17 protein-coding genes are annotated in these 15,856 nt (G+C 68.5%); 12 read left to right on the top strand and 5 right to left on the bottom strand.

Features of this window, described 5'->3' with window-relative positions; genetic code table 11:
* The first annotated feature begins 58 nt into the window (after positions 1 to 58).
* On the top strand, positions 59 to 1,189 hold the full coding sequence (locus ACZK0Z_RS07655; protein WP_197632418.1) for an MFS transporter: 1,131 nt from the start codon (positions 59 to 61) through the stop codon (positions 1,187 to 1,189).
* Here ACZK0Z_RS07655 and ACZK0Z_RS07650 read toward each other — a convergent pair.
* The 3 genes from ACZK0Z_RS07650 to ACZK0Z_RS07640 form a co-directional block, all read right to left on the bottom strand.
* Positions 1,176 to 1,610 carry a hypothetical protein gene (locus ACZK0Z_RS07650; RefSeq protein ID WP_049430579.1) on the bottom strand — a complete coding sequence of 145 codons (435 nt, stop codon included), beginning with the start codon at positions 1,608 to 1,610 and terminating at the stop codon, positions 1,176 to 1,178. The genes ACZK0Z_RS07655 and ACZK0Z_RS07650 overlap by 14 nt on opposite strands.
* A gap of 91 nt (positions 1,611 to 1,701) precedes the next feature.
* A complete protein-coding gene (locus ACZK0Z_RS07645) occupies positions 1,702 to 2,508 on the bottom strand; it encodes an amidohydrolase (RefSeq protein ID WP_197632417.1) in 807 nt (268 codons plus the stop codon).
* A gap of 14 nt (positions 2,509 to 2,522) precedes the next feature.
* On the bottom strand, positions 2,523 to 3,671 hold the full coding sequence (locus ACZK0Z_RS07640) for a pyridoxal phosphate-dependent aminotransferase (protein ID WP_197620224.1): 1,149 nt from the start codon (positions 3,669 to 3,671) through the stop codon (positions 2,523 to 2,525).
* A gap of 82 nt (positions 3,672 to 3,753) precedes the next feature.
* On the opposite strand from ACZK0Z_RS07640, the gene ccmA reads away from it, so the two are divergent.
* The 11 genes from ccmA (at position 3,754) to ACZK0Z_RS07585 (ending at position 12,223) form a co-directional block, all read left to right on the top strand.
* The gene (gene ccmA / locus ACZK0Z_RS07635; protein WP_458998525.1) at positions 3,754 to 4,497 is read left to right on the top strand and encodes a heme ABC exporter ATP-binding protein CcmA; all 744 of its coding nucleotides are present in this window, start codon (positions 3,754 to 3,756) and stop codon (positions 4,495 to 4,497) included.
* Positions 4,494 to 5,189 carry a heme exporter protein CcmB gene (gene ccmB / locus ACZK0Z_RS07630; RefSeq protein ID WP_049430573.1) on the top strand — a complete coding sequence of 232 codons (696 nt, stop codon included), beginning with the start codon at positions 4,494 to 4,496 and terminating at the stop codon, positions 5,187 to 5,189. The genes ccmA and ccmB overlap by 4 nt, the downstream gene beginning before the upstream one ends.
* Before the next feature lie 43 nt (positions 5,190 to 5,232).
* Entirely contained in the window at positions 5,233 to 6,003 is a 771-nt protein-coding gene (gene ccmC / locus ACZK0Z_RS07625; RefSeq protein WP_197620329.1) for a heme ABC transporter permease CcmC, read from the top strand.
* Entirely contained in the window at positions 6,000 to 6,188 is a 189-nt protein-coding gene (gene ccmD, locus ACZK0Z_RS07620; protein ID WP_197620328.1) for a heme exporter protein CcmD, read from the top strand. The genes ccmC and ccmD overlap by 4 nt, the downstream gene beginning before the upstream one ends.
* Positions 6,185 to 6,646 (top strand): cytochrome c maturation protein CcmE, encoded by a 462-nt coding sequence (ccmE, locus tag ACZK0Z_RS07615; RefSeq protein WP_049430568.1) that lies wholly within the window; start codon positions 6,185 to 6,187, stop codon positions 6,644 to 6,646. The genes ccmD and ccmE overlap by 4 nt, the downstream gene beginning before the upstream one ends.
* Positions 6,647 to 8,566 (top strand): heme lyase CcmF/NrfE family subunit, encoded by a 1,920-nt coding sequence (locus ACZK0Z_RS07610; protein WP_197632415.1) that lies wholly within the window; start codon positions 6,647 to 6,649, stop codon positions 8,564 to 8,566.
* Positions 8,567 to 8,574: 8 nt separating this feature from the next.
* The gene (locus ACZK0Z_RS07605) at positions 8,575 to 9,192 is read left to right on the top strand and encodes a DsbE family thiol:disulfide interchange protein (RefSeq protein WP_197632414.1); all 618 of its coding nucleotides are present in this window, start codon (positions 8,575 to 8,577) and stop codon (positions 9,190 to 9,192) included.
* 4 nt (positions 9,193 to 9,196) lie between these two features.
* Complete coding sequence (locus ACZK0Z_RS07600) at positions 9,197 to 9,646, top strand: cytochrome c-type biogenesis protein (protein WP_106550050.1); 450 nt, start codon at positions 9,197 to 9,199, stop codon at positions 9,644 to 9,646.
* Positions 9,640 to 10,629 (top strand): tetratricopeptide repeat protein, encoded by a 990-nt coding sequence (locus ACZK0Z_RS07595; RefSeq protein ID WP_197632413.1) that lies wholly within the window; start codon positions 9,640 to 9,642, stop codon positions 10,627 to 10,629. The genes ACZK0Z_RS07600 and ACZK0Z_RS07595 overlap by 7 nt, the downstream gene beginning before the upstream one ends.
* Before the next feature lie 136 nt (positions 10,630 to 10,765).
* On the top strand, positions 10,766 to 11,878 hold the full coding sequence (metX, locus tag ACZK0Z_RS07590; protein ID WP_197632412.1) for a homoserine O-acetyltransferase MetX: 1,113 nt from the start codon (positions 10,766 to 10,768) through the stop codon (positions 11,876 to 11,878).
* A complete protein-coding gene (locus ACZK0Z_RS07585) occupies positions 11,879 to 12,223 on the top strand; it encodes a DUF1294 domain-containing protein (protein WP_111202851.1) in 345 nt (114 codons plus the stop codon).
* A gap of 100 nt (positions 12,224 to 12,323) precedes the next feature.
* On the opposite strand, the gene cydC is transcribed toward ACZK0Z_RS07585, so the two are convergent.
* Positions 12,324 to 13,997, bottom strand: coding sequence for a thiol reductant ABC exporter subunit CydC (gene cydC, locus ACZK0Z_RS07580; protein ID WP_478449517.1), 1,674 nt, complete (start codon positions 13,995 to 13,997; stop codon positions 12,324 to 12,326).
* Positions 13,994 to 15,739 carry a thiol reductant ABC exporter subunit CydD gene (gene cydD, locus ACZK0Z_RS07575; RefSeq protein WP_197632410.1) on the bottom strand — a complete coding sequence of 582 codons (1,746 nt, stop codon included), beginning with the start codon at positions 15,737 to 15,739 and terminating at the stop codon, positions 13,994 to 13,996. Before cydD ends, cydC begins: the two co-directional genes overlap by 4 nt.
* Positions 15,740 to 15,856 lie beyond the last annotated feature (117 nt).

Raw genomic sequence — 15,856 nt, 5'->3', positions numbered from 1 at the left:
GAGAGTGCGCCATTGCACGCGCCACCACAATGCGCGGCCCTGTTTGCGGAGCGCCCGCATGTCGCGTCGCCTGTTGTTGCTTACCATCGCGCTGCTGATGTTCCCCCAGCTTGCGCAGACCCTGTACAGCCCTGCCCTGGCCGACCTCGCCGGGCGCTTCGCACTGCCCCCTGCCGCCGCCAGCCAGGCCATGAGCCTGTACCTGTTCGGTTTCGCCGCCGGTGTCCTGCTATGGGGGCGGCTGGCCGACCATATCGGCCGTCGCCCTGCCCTGCTCTGCGGCCTGGCCGTGTTCGCCCTGGCGGCCTGCGGCGGCCTGCTGGCCAGCACCTTCGGCCAGGTCCTGCTGGCACAGGCACTGGCCGCACTGGGTGCGGCGGCGGCCTCGGTCGTCACCCAGACCGTACTGCGCGACCACCTGCAGGGACCCGCGTTGGCGCAGGCGTTCTCGTGGATCGGCATGGCGCTGGCCTTGAGCCCGGCGATCGGGCTGGCACTGGGTGTGCTGCTTGTGAACGGCCATGGCTATGCCGGCGTGCAGGCCGGCCTGCTGCTGATGGTCATCCTGCTGATGCTCGGATGCACATCCGGCCTGCAGGAGAGCCGCCCTGCCGAAGTCGTGCACACGCCCCTGCTGCCACTGTTGTGGCAACTGCTGCGTGATCGCTGGATCTGGTCGCAGGCGCTGCTGGTGATGGCGTTCAACGTGGCCATGTACAGCTGGTACGCGCTGGGCCCCTTCGTGTTCGAACGCCTGCACTGGCCGCTGGCCTGGTTCGGTGCCAGCGGCGCGGTGCTGGCACTGGGCTCGGCGCTGGGTGCATGGGGCAATGCTCGCCTGCTGCGCGCAGGCATTGCCTCGGCCACGCGCATCCGGCTCGCCGCGGGACTGGTGCTGGCCGGCGGGCTGTTGGCTGCATTGCTGCGCAATCAACCGGCACTGGTCGCGGCGATGGTACCGGTGGTGGCCGGTTTCGGCCTGGCCATTCCCAATGTGCTGGGCCAGGCCCTGCGCGGATACCCGCACTGCCTGGGCAGCGCAGGCGCCCTGTTCGGCCTGCTCTACTACCTGCTGATCGGCGCAGCGATGGCCGTGGTCGGTGCACTGCAACTGCTGGCACCGACCCTCATCCTGTGCGGCCTGCTGGCCCTGTGGCTGCAGCGGCCGGCACGGCTCAGCGCCGGCTGATGGTGAAGGCGGCGCCGTCCACGCCCAGATCCCAGCCCTTGCCGGTGCCGGACAGGGCCAGCGAAATATCGCCCTTGGTCATCACCTGCGCATTGCTGGACTTCACCGCACCAGCATGCGCGCCGACCGACGCGTAAGTGCCCAGCAGCTCGTTGACGCTCACGGCGCCGGTGAAGCTGCCGCGGCCATTGGTGATCTTCGACTTGCCGACCGTCAGGCCGCCGCCCTTCATCTCGATGCGCACCGGCATGCTGGCGCCATTGCTGCAGGTGACCGTGCCATTGCCGGATGCGGTCTTGTAGATCAGCGACCAACCGGACAGGTTGTAACGCAGCTCGCAATCGAGGTTGCCGGCAGCCTGTGCGGCCGGGGCCAACGATGCGGCGGACAGGGCCAGCAGCAGTGCGAAGGACTTGTTCATGGCAGGACTTCCAGTTCGGTCGGACTGGTGGCGAATCTAGCAGCGCGCGCGTGCAGGTTGGATGCAGGCGCGCGCGCTGGTGCGGCAGCGTTCAGGCCTGCTCGTCGAGGTGGAAGGCATCGGCGTCAAGCATGGCCGGGAAGCGCGCGCGATGTGCGGCCAGCGCCTCGGCCGAAATGGTGGTGGTGACCACCTGTTCCCGCTCACGGATTTCCACCTGCGGCTGGCCGAGGAAATCCAGAACCGCGCTGTCGCCGGCGTAATGCAGCTGGTTGCCGTCGACACCGACGCGGTTCACCGCCGCCACGAAGCACAGGTTCTCGATCGCCCGTGCACGCAACAGGGTCTTCCACGCGTAGGCACGCGCCGACGGCCAGTTGGCGACGAAGATCTGCAGGTCGAAGTCCAATTGCCCGGGACGCTCGACGTTGTAGCGGTTGCGGCAGAATACCGGGAAACGCAGGTCGTAGCAGACCTGCGGATTGATCCGCCAGCCTTTCCATTCCACGCTCAGGCGCTCACGGCCAGCGGCATAACGCTCGTGCTCGCCGCCATAGCGGAACAGGTGGCGCTTGTCGTAGTACTGCAGCCCGCCATCAGGCGTGGCAAACAGCAGGCGGTTGTAGACGCCTTCACCATCACGCAACTGCACGCTGCCGATCACCGCCGCGTCCAGCGCCTTCGCCTGTTCGCGCACCCAGGCCACGGTCGGGCCGTCCATGCCTTCGGCCTGGGCGATGGCGTCGTTGGAGAAGCCACTGGTGAAGGTCTCAGGCAGGATCACCAGATCGGTGGTGCCCGCCAGCGGTGCCAGCAGCGCGCCGTAGTAGGCGCGGTTGCCCGCCGGGTCATGCCAACGGGTATCGCCCTGGACGAGGGAAATGCGCAGGTCCTGCATGGTCACTGCTCCGCTCACAGCAGCCGCAGGCGTTCGATCGCCGCGTCCATGGTCGCTTCGTTCTTGGCAAAGCACAGGCGCACCAGGCGCTGGCCGGCCGGCGGGTTCTCGTAGAACGGCGACAGCGGGATGGCGGTCACGCCCTTCTCGATGGTCAGCCACTTCACGAACTCGTGGTCCGGCAGGTCACTGATGGCCGAGTAGTCGACCAGCTGGAAGTAGCCGCCCGGCACCGGCAGCGGCTTCAGGCGGGTGCCGGCCAGCTGCTCGCGGAAACGGTCGCGCTTGGCCTGGTAGAACGCGCCCAGCTCCAGATGGTGTTCCGGCTCGTCGCGGATCATCGCGGCGAAACCGTACTGCGCCGGGCCGAAGCTGGTGAAGGTGTTGTACTGGTGCACCTTGCGGAACTCGGCGGTCAGCGCCGGCGGCGCGATTGCATAGCCGATCTTCCAGCCGGTGCAGTGGTAGGTCTTGCCGAAGCTGGAAATGACGAACGCGCGCTCGCGCAGTTCCGGGTAGCGCAGCGCCGATTCATGGCGACGGCCGTCATAGATGATGTGCTCATACACTTCATCGGAAATCAGGTAGATCTGCGTGCCGCGCAGCAGTTCGGCCAGCGCCTGCATGTCCTGGGCCGACAGCATCGCACCGGACGGGTTGTGCGGGGTGTTGACGATCAGCATGCGGGTACGCGGGGTGATCGCTGCACGCACGCGGTCCCAATCAACCGCGAATGTCTGCGGGTCCAGCGAAACGTGCACGGCCCTGGCACCGGCAAGGTCGATCGCCGGTTCATAGCAGTCATAGGCCGGGTCGAGCACGATCACTTCTTCGCCGGCACGCACCACGGCGTGGATGGCGTTGAAGATGGCCTCGGTACCGCCACTGGTGACGGTGATCTCGCTGTCCGCATCGACCTGCGCGCCGTAGCAGTCCAGTGCCTTCTGCGCGATGGCCTGGCGCAGCGGCGCCACGCCGGTCATCGGCGGGTACTGGTTGAACCCGGCGGCCATCGCCTTGGCGGTCTCATCGATCAGGCGCTGCGGCGCGGAAAAGTCCGGGAAACCCTGGCCGAGGTTGACCGCGCCGTGTTCGGCAGCGAGCTGGGACATCACGGTGAAGATCGTGGTACCGACCTTGGGCAGCTTGGTGTTGGGTTGCATCGGCCTGGAGTCTGGGGGAACGAGGCCCAGAAGTGTACGAAATCCACGCTGCGACTGTGGGTTCAGCCGGTAGCGCCGGGTCATGCCCGGCGGCTCTTTGCATATGCCTTGCGGCCGCCGGGCATGGCCCGGCGCTACCGGGACAGCATTCACCGCTACAATTGCCGCCGCACTCCGGCATGAAGACCCCTGCCCCTTGAACACCCCTGCATTGCTGGCCGCCAGCGGCCTGAGCTTCTCCCGCAATGACGAGCCGGTGTTCGGCCCGCTGGACTTCCATGTGGACGCCGGCGAAGCCCTGCTGGTGCAGGGCGGCAATGGTGCCGGCAAGACCACCCTGCTGCGCGTGCTGGCCGGCCTGGCCCGGCCCGGCGCCGGTCAGGTGCGGATCGACGGCAAGGCGGCCAGCAATGCCGAGCGTGCACGCTACGTGGCCTACCTCAGCCACCTGCCGGCCTTGAAGCCGGACCTGGATACGCTGGAGAACCTGCATTTCCTGTGTGGCCTGCACGGCCGTCGTGCGCGGCAGATGCCGGGCAACGCACTGGCCATCGTCGGCCTTGCCGGCTACGAAGACACCCTCGTGCGTCACCTGTCCGCCGGGCAGAAGCGGCGCCTGGCGCTGGCGCGCATCTGGCTGTCGCCGGCGCCGCTGTGGCTGCTCGACGAACCCTATGCCAACCTCGACCTGGAGGGCATCACCCTGGTCAACCGGATGATCTCGGCGCACCTGCGCGCCGGTGGCGCGGCACTGGTCACCACCCACGGCGCCTATGCCGCACCGCCCGTGCGTACCCGCCAGCTCGACCTCGGCGGTGCCGCATGATCGCGCCGGGCACCGAACCGGGCCTGTGGCAGACTGCGGGTGCGCTGCTCAAGCGCGACCTGCGCCTGCTCTGGCGCCGTCGCGGCGATGCGCTGCAGCCGCTGCTGTTCGCGGTGCTGGTGGTGGTGCTGTTCGCATTGGCCCAGGGCCGCGAACCGAAACTGCTGAGCGCCACCGCTGGCGCGGTGCTGTGGCTGGCGGTGCTGCTGGCCGGGCAGCTGTCGCTGGATTCGCTGTTCCGTTCCGATGCCGAGGATGGCTCGCTGGAGCAATGGCTGCTGGCGCCGGTACCGCTGGCCTGGCTGGTGCTGGTGCGCGTGCTGCTGCACTGGGCGACCACCGCCCTGCCGCTGATCATCGTCAGCCCGTTGCTGGCGGAAATGCTGCATCTGCCGCATGACCAGCTGCCGATGTTGCTGGCATCGTTGCTGCTGGGAACACCGTTGCTGAGCCTGATCGGTGGCGTGGTCGCAGCACTGACCGTAGGCATCCGGCGCTCTGGTATTCTCGTGGCGTTGCTGTCGTTGCCGCTGTACGTGCCGGTGCTGGTGTTCGGCGCAGGCAGCCTGGCGGCAGCCGGACGCGGACAGGATCCGGTCGGTGCGCTGCTGATGCTGGGCGCCGGCCTGCTGGTCGCACTGGTGCTGGCACCACTGGCCACTGCTGCTGCAATACGTATTTCTCTGAGTTGACCGAGCTGAGAGCCAATCCACCCCTGCTGGATAGCCGCCACGCATGAATCCGATTGTCCGCTGGTTCCACCAACTCGGTTCACCGCCCACGTTCGACCGTTTCGCTGACCGCTGGTCGCGGGTGTTCTACCTCGCCGCGGTGCCGGTGCTGCTGGTCGGCATGTGGCAGGCGCTGCTGGTGGTGCCGCCGGAGGCCAAGCAGCTGGACAGCTTCCGCATCCTCTACATCCACGTGCCCAGTGCCTGGATGAGCCTGTTCGTGTTCGCGCTGATGGCGTTGTATGCGGCCATCGCGCTGATCTGGCGGATCAAGGTCTGCGAGATCCTGGCCATGGCCTGTGCGCCGATGGGCGCCGGCTTCACCCTGATCACCCTGCTGACCGGCAGCATCTGGGGCAAGGGCACCTGGGGCACCTGGTGGGACTGGGACCCGCGCATGACCAGTGAGCTGGTGCTGCTGTTCCTGTACCTGGGCGTGATCGGCCTGTACCACGCCATCGAGGACCGCCGCAGCGCCGCGCGCGCGGCCGGCCTGCTGGCCATCGTCGGCGTCAGCCTGCTGCCGGTGATCCGCTATTCGGTGGACTGGTGGGGTGGCCTGCATCAGCGCCAGTCGATCAACGTATTCGGTGAATCGGCGATCAGCAGCGCGATGATCGCGCCGCTGTGGTGGATGGTGATCGGCACCAAGTTCTGGTTCGCCGGTTCGGTGCTGGCCAAGGCACGCGCCGACAACCTCGACCGCGAGGCCGGCAAGGCCTGGGTCGGTGGCCGCGTCGATGCCGCACGCCCAGCCGGGGAGGCCCAGCCATGACCCACCTGCCTTACGTGATCGGCGCCTACGCCGTGTTCGTGCTGGTACTCGGCGCCGATGCCATCGGTTCGTGGCTGCGCCTGCGCGTGGCACGCCGGCTGGCACTGGCCCGCCAACAACGGCAGCAGACCCGCGCCGGCAGGCAGGACGCAGTGGCGTCGCTGCCGACGGAGCTGGAACGATGACGCCGGTGCAGCGTCGCCGCCTGGCCTGGGTGCTGCTGGCCCTGCTCGCTTCCGGCCTGGCCACCGCACTGGTGGCGATGGCGCTGGAACGCAACATTGCCTACCTGTACACGCCCGCCGAAGTACTGCGCGGCGATGTCGATGCACAGTCGCGCTTCCGCTTGGGCGGCATGGTGGTGAAGGGCTCCTTCAACCGGCCGGTCGGCTCGCTGGAGGCGCGCTTTGAAGTGACCGACGGCGATGCACAGCTGGCGGTGACCACCTCGCGGATCCTGCCGGACATGTTTGCCGAAGGCACCGCCGTGGTCGCCAGTGGCCGCCTGCAGGACGGTGTCTTCGTCGCCGACGAAGTGCTGGCCAAGCACGATGAAAAGTACGTGCCGAAGGAAGTGGCGGACAAGATGGGCGATGCCCATCGCAAGCACGACGTGCCGGTGACGGCACCCGAGGTGCGCTGAGTGCTGCCCGAACTGGGTCAGATCCTGCTGTTGTGTGCGTTGCTGGCCTCGCTGCTGCAGGCTGGCCTGCCGCTGGTGGGCGCGCATCGCAACAACACGGCGTGGATGGCGGTGGCACGACCGGCCGCCTTCGCGCAGCTGCTGCTGCTCGCCGGTGCGTTCGCGGCGCTCACCGCCGCGTTCGTGCAGCAGGACTTCTCGGTGCGCTACGTGGCCGAGAATTCCAATTCGCTGCTGCCGATGATCTACCGCTATTCGGCGGTATGGGGCGCGCATGAGGGCTCGCTGCTGATGTGGGCGCTGGTGCTGGCATTGTGGACCGGCGCGGTGGCGCTGTTCTCCCGGCACCTGCCGGGACCGGTGCAGGCGCGCGTACTGGCGGTGATGGGCATCGTCAGCGTCGGATTCCTCGCCTTCCTGATCTTCACCTCCAACCCGTTCCTGCGCCTGAACCCGGCGCCGCTGGAAGGGCGCGATCTCAACCCGCTGCTGCAGGACCCGGGCCTGATCATCCATCCACCGATGCTCTATATCGGTTATGTCGGCTTCGCGGTGCCGTTCGCGTTCGCGGTGGCCGCGCTGCTGGAAGGCCGCGTGGATGCGCGCTGGCTGCGCTGGACGCGGCCCTGGACCAACGTTGCGTGGGGCTTCCTGACCCTGGGCATCGCCCTGGGCAGCTGGTGGGCGTACTACGAGCTGGGCTGGGGTGGCTGGTGGTTCTGGGACCCGGTGGAGAACGCCAGCTTCATGCCATGGCTGGTCGGTGCGGCACTGATCCATTCGCAGGCCGTCACTGAAAAGCGCGGCACCTTCGGCAGCTGGACCCTGCTGCTGGCGATCGCCGCCTTCGCGCTGTCGCTGCTGGGCACCTTCCTGGTGCGCTCCGGCGTGCTGACCAGCGTGCATTCGTTCGCCGCCGATCCGTCGCGCGGCCTGTTCATCCTGGTGTTCCTGTCGGTGCTGGTCGGCGGCAGCCTGCTGCTGTACGCGCTGCGTGCCAACCAGCTCAGCGTGGACGCCGATGATCCGCGCCGTGGCTTCACCGCCACCTCGCGCGAGACCCTGCTGCTGGCCAACAACCTGCTGCTGGCCACCGCCTGCGCGATGGTCCTGCTCGGCACGCTGTATCCACTGCTGGCCGATGCGCTGTCGCTGGGCAAGATTTCGGTCGGGCCGCCCTACTTCGGCAGCCTGTTCCTGCTGCTGATGGCCCCGATGGTGCTGCTGCTGCCGTTCGGCCCGCTGGTGAAGTGGCAACGCGACCAGCCCTCGCGTGCATTCGCGCTGCTGGCGCCATGGCTGGGACTGGCCGTGCTGCTGGGCGCCCTGGCCTGGTGGCAGGCGCCGCAGAACGGCTGGAAGGCCGGCCTTGGCGTCGCCGCGGCGGCCTGGGTTGGAATCGGCACCGCGCGCTTCGTCTGGCAGCGCCTGCGCGGCAACGGCCGCTTCACCGCCGAGATGCTCGGCATGATCGTCGCCCACGCCGGCATCGCCGTGTTCCTGGCCGGCGCGCTGCTGGTGGAAGCCTTGAACGTGCAGCGCGAAGTGGCGCTGGCGCCGGGCCAGCAGCTGGTGGTCGGTCGCTACGAAGTCCGCTTCGAAGGCGTGGACCATCGCGAAGGGCCGAACTTCATCGCTGATCGCGGCCATCTGCGGGTGTTCCGCAACGGCCGCGAGCAGGCCCTGCTGCATCCGGAGAAGCGCCAGTACGCCAGTGGCGGCCAGGTGATGACCGAGGCCGGCATCGATGCACGCTTCGACGGTGATGTCTACGTGGCATTGGGCGAGCCGCTGGGCAACAATGCATGGGCGGTACGGGTGCACATCAAGCCGTTCGTGCGCTGGATCTGGCTGGGCGCGCTGCTGATGGCCCTGGGCGGATTCATCACCGCCGCCGACCGCCGTTTCCGTCGTCCGTAGGAGTTCCCATGTCCGAGTCCCCCGCCCCTCGCCCTTCCCGCCCGCTGCCGCCGGTAGCCATCGTGATCGGCGTGCTGTTCTTCTTCGGCCTGCTTGGGCTGATGATCTACGGGGTGATGAAATCGGGCGATCCGCAGCGCGACGTGCTGCCCTCGGCGCTGATCGACAAGCCGGCGCCGGCGTTCGCGCTGCCGGTGCTGCACGACCCGGAAATGATCGTGCACAGCGACGACCTGCGCGGTGCGCCCTACCTGCTGAACGTATGGGGCAGCTGGTGCGCGGCCTGCCGCGAGGAACACCCGGTGCTGACCCGCTTCGCCGAGAGCAAGCGCGTGCGCGTGATCGGCTACAACTGGAAGGATGACTCCACCGACGCGCTGCACTGGCTGGAACAGCTGGGCAACCCGTTCATGGTGGTGCTCAGCGATGTCGAAGGCCGCACCGCGATCGACTGGGGCGTGACCGCTGCACCGGAAACCTTCCTGGTAGACGGTAGTGGCGTCGTGCGCTGGAAATACAGCGGCGCGATGACCCAGCGCGTGGTCGACGAGAAGCTGATCCCGGCGCTGGAGAAGATCGAGAAGGCCCAGGGCAATGCCGGCAACACCCTGCACACGGCGCCTTGAGCCCATGCGCTGGCTGCTGGCGCTGCTGCTCCTGATGCTGCCACTGGCCGTGCCGGCCCAGCAGCCGCTGCACGATCCGCAGCCGCTGCAGTTCCGCGATGGCGCCGAGGAACGCCGCTTCCATGACCTGGCCGCGCAGCTGCGCTGCGTGCAATGCCAGAACCAGTCGCTGGCCGATTCCAACGCACAGATCGCCCAGGACCTGCGCCGCGAGGTGCTGCAGCTGATGCAGCAGGGCCACGACGATGCGCAGATCAAGCAGTTCCTGGTCGCGCGCTATGGTGAGTTCGTTCTCTACCAGCCACCGCTGCAACCAGGCACCTGGCTGTTGTGGGGGGGGCCGCTTCTGGTACTGGGTGCGGGCGCACTGGTGGTGCTGGGGATCGTCCGCCGTCGTGGACGCACGGTCGGCGCCGCGCCGGCCGGCAAGGCCGATGAAGGAGATGGATGGTGAGCCACTGGCTGCCGATGCTGGCCGGCCTGGTCGCTGCGCTGGTGGCAGCGCTGGTGCTGTGGCCGCTGCGCCACCACGGTCGCCGCGGTTTCGCGGTGGGCGTGATTGCACTTGGCGTGGCCGGTGCCTGCCTTTACCTGCTGGTGGGCGATCCGCGCGCCGCACAGGTGCAGCCGGCGCCCTCGGTGGCGACGCTGCGCGATGGCGTGCAGGCCCTGCAGGATGCGTTGGAGCGTGACCCACAGCGGGCCGATGGCTGGACCCTGCTGGGTCGTTCGCAGGCCGAACTGGGCAATGCCTCAGCTGCGGCGGGCGCGTTCGCGCGGGCCGCAGCATTGGCACCGGATGATCCGGGCGTACTGGTGGAAGCCGCGCAGGCACGTGCGCAGGCCGACGCCGGCAAACAATTCGATGACACCGCAATGGCCTGGTTGCAGCAGGCGCGCACACTGGCACCCGATGCCGAGCGCGCAAGCTGGCTGCTCGGCATCGCCCTGCGCCAGCGGGGCCGGAATGCCGAAGCCGCCGACGTCTGGAGCAGCCTGCTGCCGCGACTGGAACCGGGCGCCGCACAGGCACTGCAGGCACAGATCGCAATCGCCCGCGAAGCTGCCGGCCAGGCACCTGATGCTGCCGCTGCTACGCCGCAGGCGCTGCTGCAGGTGCGCGTGCAGCTGCCTGCAATGAAGGCGAACGAGTGGCCAGCCAGCACCCAGGTGTTCGTGCTGGCCCGTGCCGTCGGCGGCCCGCCGATGCCGGTGGCCGCGCGCAAGCTGCCGCTGGCCGGCTTCCCGGCCACGGTCGGGCTGGGCGACGGTGACAGTCCAATGCCGACCGCACCGCTGTCGGCACATCGCGAAGTGGAAGTGCTGGCACGCATCTCGCGTACCGGTAGCGCCAACCGCAGCGAGGGCGACCTGCAGAGCGTGCCGGTGAAGGTGAGCCTGCCGCATGACGGCGTGGTTGAGCTGCGGTTTCCCTGACCTGTAGCGCCGAGCCCATGCTCGGCAGCCGAACATGGGCTCGGCGCTACAGTAGATCCACGCCATGCGTGGATACGGCCACCGATGGAAACCAGCATGTCGCCAGCTGCACATCCGGCCCCGCTAGAATGCCCGCATGACTGAATTCATCCCACCCGGCACCCGTTTCCATGCCCTGCCCTCGCCGTTCTCGTTCAAGCGCGGTGGCGCCCTGCACGGCGCCCGCGTGGCCTATGAAACCTGGGGAACGCTGGCTGCCGACGCAGGCAACGCGATCCTGATCGTGACCGGTCTTTCGCCGGATGCGCACGCAGCGGCCAACGATGCCAATCCGGCACCGGGCTGGTGGGAAGGCATGGTTGGTCCCGGCAAGCCGATCGATACCAACCGCTGGTTCGTGGTGTGCGTGAACTCGCTGGGCAGCTGCAAAGGCTCCACCGGCCCCGCCTCGCTCAATCCGGCCACGGGCGAACCGTATCGCCTCGACTTCCCCGAGCTGTCGATCGAAGACGGCGCACGCGCCGCCATCGAGGTCGTGCATGCGCTGGGCATCGAGCAGCTGGCCTGCGTGATCGGCAATTCGATGGGCGGCATGACCGCCCTGGCGGTGCTGATGCTGCATCCGGGCATCGCGCGCAGCCACGTCAACATTTCCGGCAGCGCGCAGGCGTTGCCGTTCTCGATCGCGATCCGCTCGCTGCAGCGCGAGGCGATCCGCCTTGATCCGCGCTGGAACGGCGGCCACTACGACGACGACGCGTATCCCGAGTCCGGCATGCGCATGGCGCGCAAGCTGGGCGTGATCACCTATCGCTCGGCACTGGAATGGGACGGCCGTTTCGGCCGCGTGCGGCTGGATTCGGACCAGACCGATGATGATCCGTTCGGCCTGGAATTCCAGGTGGAAAGCTATCTGGAAGGGCACGCGCGGCGCTTCGTGCGTTTCTTCGACCCGAACTGCTATCTGTACCTGAGCCGATCGATGGACTGGTTCGACCTGGCCGAGTACGCCGATGGCGATGTGCTGGCGGGGCTGGCGAAGATCCGGGTGGAGAAGGCGCTGGCCATCGGCGCCAACACCGACATCCTGTTCCCGGTGCAGCAGCAGCAACAGGTCGCCGACGGCCTGCGTGCCGGAGGCGCTGAAGCGCATTTCATCGGATTGGAGTCACCGCAGGGCCACGACGCCTTCCTGGTCGACTTCGATCGTTTCGGCCCGGCCGTGCGCGGCTTCCTCGACGCGCTGTAAGTGGGCTGGCGGCGCAACCTGGCGCTGGCCGCGTTCGGCGCGTTGATCGCGCTGATGATCAGCGGCGTGCTGCCACTGTGGCTGGGCGGTTGGTGCCTGCTGGCCAGCGCGGTGTCCTTCGGCCTGTACGGTCACGACAAGCGCGCGGCGCAGCGAAAGCAGTGGCGGATTCCCGAACGTACCCTGCAGCTGCTGGCGTTCGCCGGCGGCTGGCCCGGCGCGCTGCTGGGCCAGGCCGTGTTCCGGCACAAGCACCGCAAGGCCACGTTCCAGTGGGCGTTCTGGCTGTGCGTACTGGCAAACGTGGCCTCGATCGCGGTGATGCTGCGCGAGTTCTCGCGATAGCCAACCTGTAGGGCCGAGCCCATGCTCGGCTGCCTCTGCACGAAGCCGAGCATGGGCTCTGCTCTACAGTAGATCCACGCCAAGCATGGTTGTGCATCGGTCAAAGTTCGCGGACCAGGGCCCCGTCACGCAGCCGGTACTGCGCATCGACCACGCCTTCGGGCAGGTCGTCGTGGGTGATCATCAGCAGGCTGCGCCCGTCCAGCAGCCCGGAAAGATCCTGCAGCAGCGCACGTGCAGTATCCACGTCCAGGCCTTCGGTGGGTTCGTCCAGCAGCAGGATCGGCGCATCGCGCAGCAACGCGCGCGCCAGCGCCAGGCGCCGCGCCTGGCCGGCCGACATCGTCGCGCCGTTCTCGCCCACCCAGGTCTGCAGGCCGCCGTTGCCCTCGGCCCACTCGCCCAGGCGCACGCGGCGCAGCACCGCCCACAAGGCGGCGTCGCTGGCATCGGGATCACCCAATCGCAGGTTCTCGGCCACGCTGCCGGCGAACACCGGCGCGTTCTGCGGCAGCCACGCCAGTTGCTGGTGCCAATCAGCCTGACAGAAATCACGCAGGTCGCGGCCACCATAGGTGATTCGCCCCTGCTGCGGATCCCACAAGCGCAGCAGCAGGCTGGACAGCGTGGTCTTGCCACTGCCGCTGTCGCCGCGGATGGCGATTCGTTCGCCCGGCGCGAGGGTCAACTGCAGGCCGGACAACACCGGTCGCGCCGCACCCGGCCACTGGAAATGCACGTCATCCCAATGCACGCGCGCGGCCTCCGGCACTGCCTGCGGCGCCTGCGGATCCTCCACCGTCGGCGGTTGCTCGACGATGGCCTGCAGGCGATCGGCGGCGATGCGCCCGGCCTGCAGCGACTGCCAGGCCAGGCCCATGCCCGCCCACAGTTCGATCAGTGCCACGGTAAGGAACACCAGGCCCGCCGCCATTTCCGGCGCGATGCGCTGCTGTTCGGCCGCGTGCAGCGCCAGCGCCAGCATCGCCACCAGGCCCAGCCCAGCGACCAGGCCATGCAGGGTCGATGCCGAGATCAGGCGCCAGCGACGACGCCGGTCGCGCGAAGCCAGCTGCTTGGCCGCCACCCGCACCTTCAGCTGCCAGGCCGCATCGGCATGCAGCGCGGCCAGATCGCCCGCACCCTCCAACCCTTCAAAGGCGGCGGTGCGCAGTGCAGCACGATGCGCGGCACGGTCGGCCTCTTCATCGTCGCGGCCACGCACACCCAGCCACGGCACGCCGAAGGCGATCAGCAGCGCCAGCACCGCCAGCAGCATCGCTGACGACGGCAGTATCAGCGCCGCCGATCCAACCGCCACCAGCGACAGCGCGCCCAACGCCACCAGTGGCCCGATCGCACGCACCAGCAGGCCGTCCACTTCACCGATGTCACCGAGCAGGCGCGCCAGCAGATCGCCGGTGCGCGTAGCCCCCAGCCGTGCCGGTGCCAGCGGCAGCGCGCGGCGGAAGAACCACACGCGCAGGTCGCGGGCGATGCGCAGGGTGGCATCGTGGCCGACCAGCTTCTCGAAGTAGCGCGACACGATGCGTGCCATCGTCAGGCCGCGGATACCCGCGGACGGCGAGAAGAAGTTGAAGCCCTGGCCGAGGCCGGCCGCACCAGCCAATGCGGCGGCGGTGAGGAAGCCACCGGACAGGCCCAGCAATGCAGTGCCGGCCAGCATGGTGGTCCACAACAGCAGGATCGTCAGCAGCAGGCGCGGCCGATGACGCAGGAACACCGCGCGCAGTGAATCAGGCGAGCGGCTCATGCGCGCACCGCCTGCGCCGGTTCCACCAGGCGACCTTCCGGCAACAGCAGGCAACGGTCGGCCCAGGCGATCACCGCCGGGCTGTGGGTGGCGACCACCACACTGCGGCCTCGTGCATAGGCCGCCAGGCTGCGCAGCAGTGCGGCCTCGGTATCGGCGTCGAGAAACGCGGTGGGTTCGTCCAGCAACAGCACCTGCGGGTCGCGCAGCAACAACCGGGCCAGGCCGATACGACGGGCTTCGCCGCCGGACAGGCCGAAGCCACGTTCGCCGATCACCGTCTCCAGTCCCTGTGGCAGGCGCTGTGCGAACTGAAGCACCTGCGCGGCCTCGGCCACCGCACGCAGGCGCGCATCGCTGGCACCCGGATCGGCCAGGCGCAGGTTATCGGCAATGCTGCCGTGGAACAGGTACGGGCGCTGGCTGGCATAGGCCACCTGCACGCCAGGACGCAGCTGCAGTTTGCCGGCGCGCGGCGGCAGCCAACCGGCCAGCGCTTCCAGCAGCGTGCTCTTGCCGGACCCGCTGGGACCGACCAGGGCCAGCCGCTGGCCCGGCTCCAGCAGCACATCCAGATCGTGCAGCACATCGTGCGGCGCGCCCAACGGGCGAAGCACCAGTCCCTGTGCCTGCAACGGCGGCAATGCAGCTTCGGCCGGCTCCACCGCCAGCAGTGCGATCTCGTTCTCGATCAGGCCATGCTCCTCGGGCAGTGACTGCAGCAGGCGTTCCACCTCGGCAGCAGCGGCCAGTGCATTGGCACGATCGTGGTAGTGCGCGGCCAGGCGCCGCAGCGGCGCGTAGAATTCCGGCGCCAGCAGCAGGCAGAACAGGCCCGCGCCCAGCGTCGGCACCGTCGAGTGCAGCGACATCATGCCCAGGTAGCTCAGGCCCAGGTACAACGCGACCATCGCCACGCTGACCGAGGCGAAGAATTCCAGCACCGTGGACGACAGGAAGGCGATGCGCAGCACCTTCAGGGTACGCACGCGCACCCCTTCGGCGGCGGCCTCGATACCTTCCAGCTCGGCCTCGCCACGGCCATACAGGCGCAGCAGGCCCAGGCCCTTGATGCGATCAGCAAAGTGGCCGCTCATCCGCGCCAGTTCGCCCAGCTGGGCACGACCGGCAGCTTCGGCACCCCAGCCCACCAGCATCATGAAGAACGGCACCAGTGGCGCGGTGAACAGCAGGATCAGCGCCACCACCCAATCAACCCAGGCCACCGCGGCCAGGATCAGCAGTGGCACCACCACCACTTCGGTGCGCACCGGCAGGAAGCCACTGTAATAGTTCTCGATCGCATCGCCGTGATGCAGCATCAGTTCGCCCAGCTCACCGGTGCGGCGTTGCCGCAGCCACAGCGGACCGTGGCCCAGCAGGCGGGCGAACACGCGCTCACGCAGGGCCAGGCGCGCGGCATCGGCCACATCACCGGCAGCAGCCTGGGTGGCGCTGCCGAGCAGCGTGCGCAGCACCAGGACCAGCGCCAGCCCCCCCAGCACCGGCAGGCCCGATGCCAATGGCGCGCGCTCGACCAGCACCTGCTGCACCAGCCAGGCAATGGCGGCAGCCTGGCCGATCAACAGTGCGCCGGACAGGCTGATGCACAGCGCGGCCAGGCGCTGGCGACCCCGGGCGGAGCGTGACAGGTCGGCCAGCCAGGCCGTGCGCACACGCCGCTGGCGGGCGGTTTCAGCTTCCGGGTACAGGCCGTCAGGGGTCGTTTCGGCAGCGCTCAAGAGGTCTTCACGGGCAACGGGGGAGACACGGCATTGTAGGCGCAGGCAACAGCCCGCCCCTGCGGCCGGCGGTCGCAGTCTTCATCAGGTTGGCATACGATCAACCGGGGCACCTGT

Source organism: Stenotrophomonas sp. 116085_Sma (genome assembly GCF_056479585.1).
This window is presented reverse-complemented; position numbering and strand designations above follow the sequence as displayed.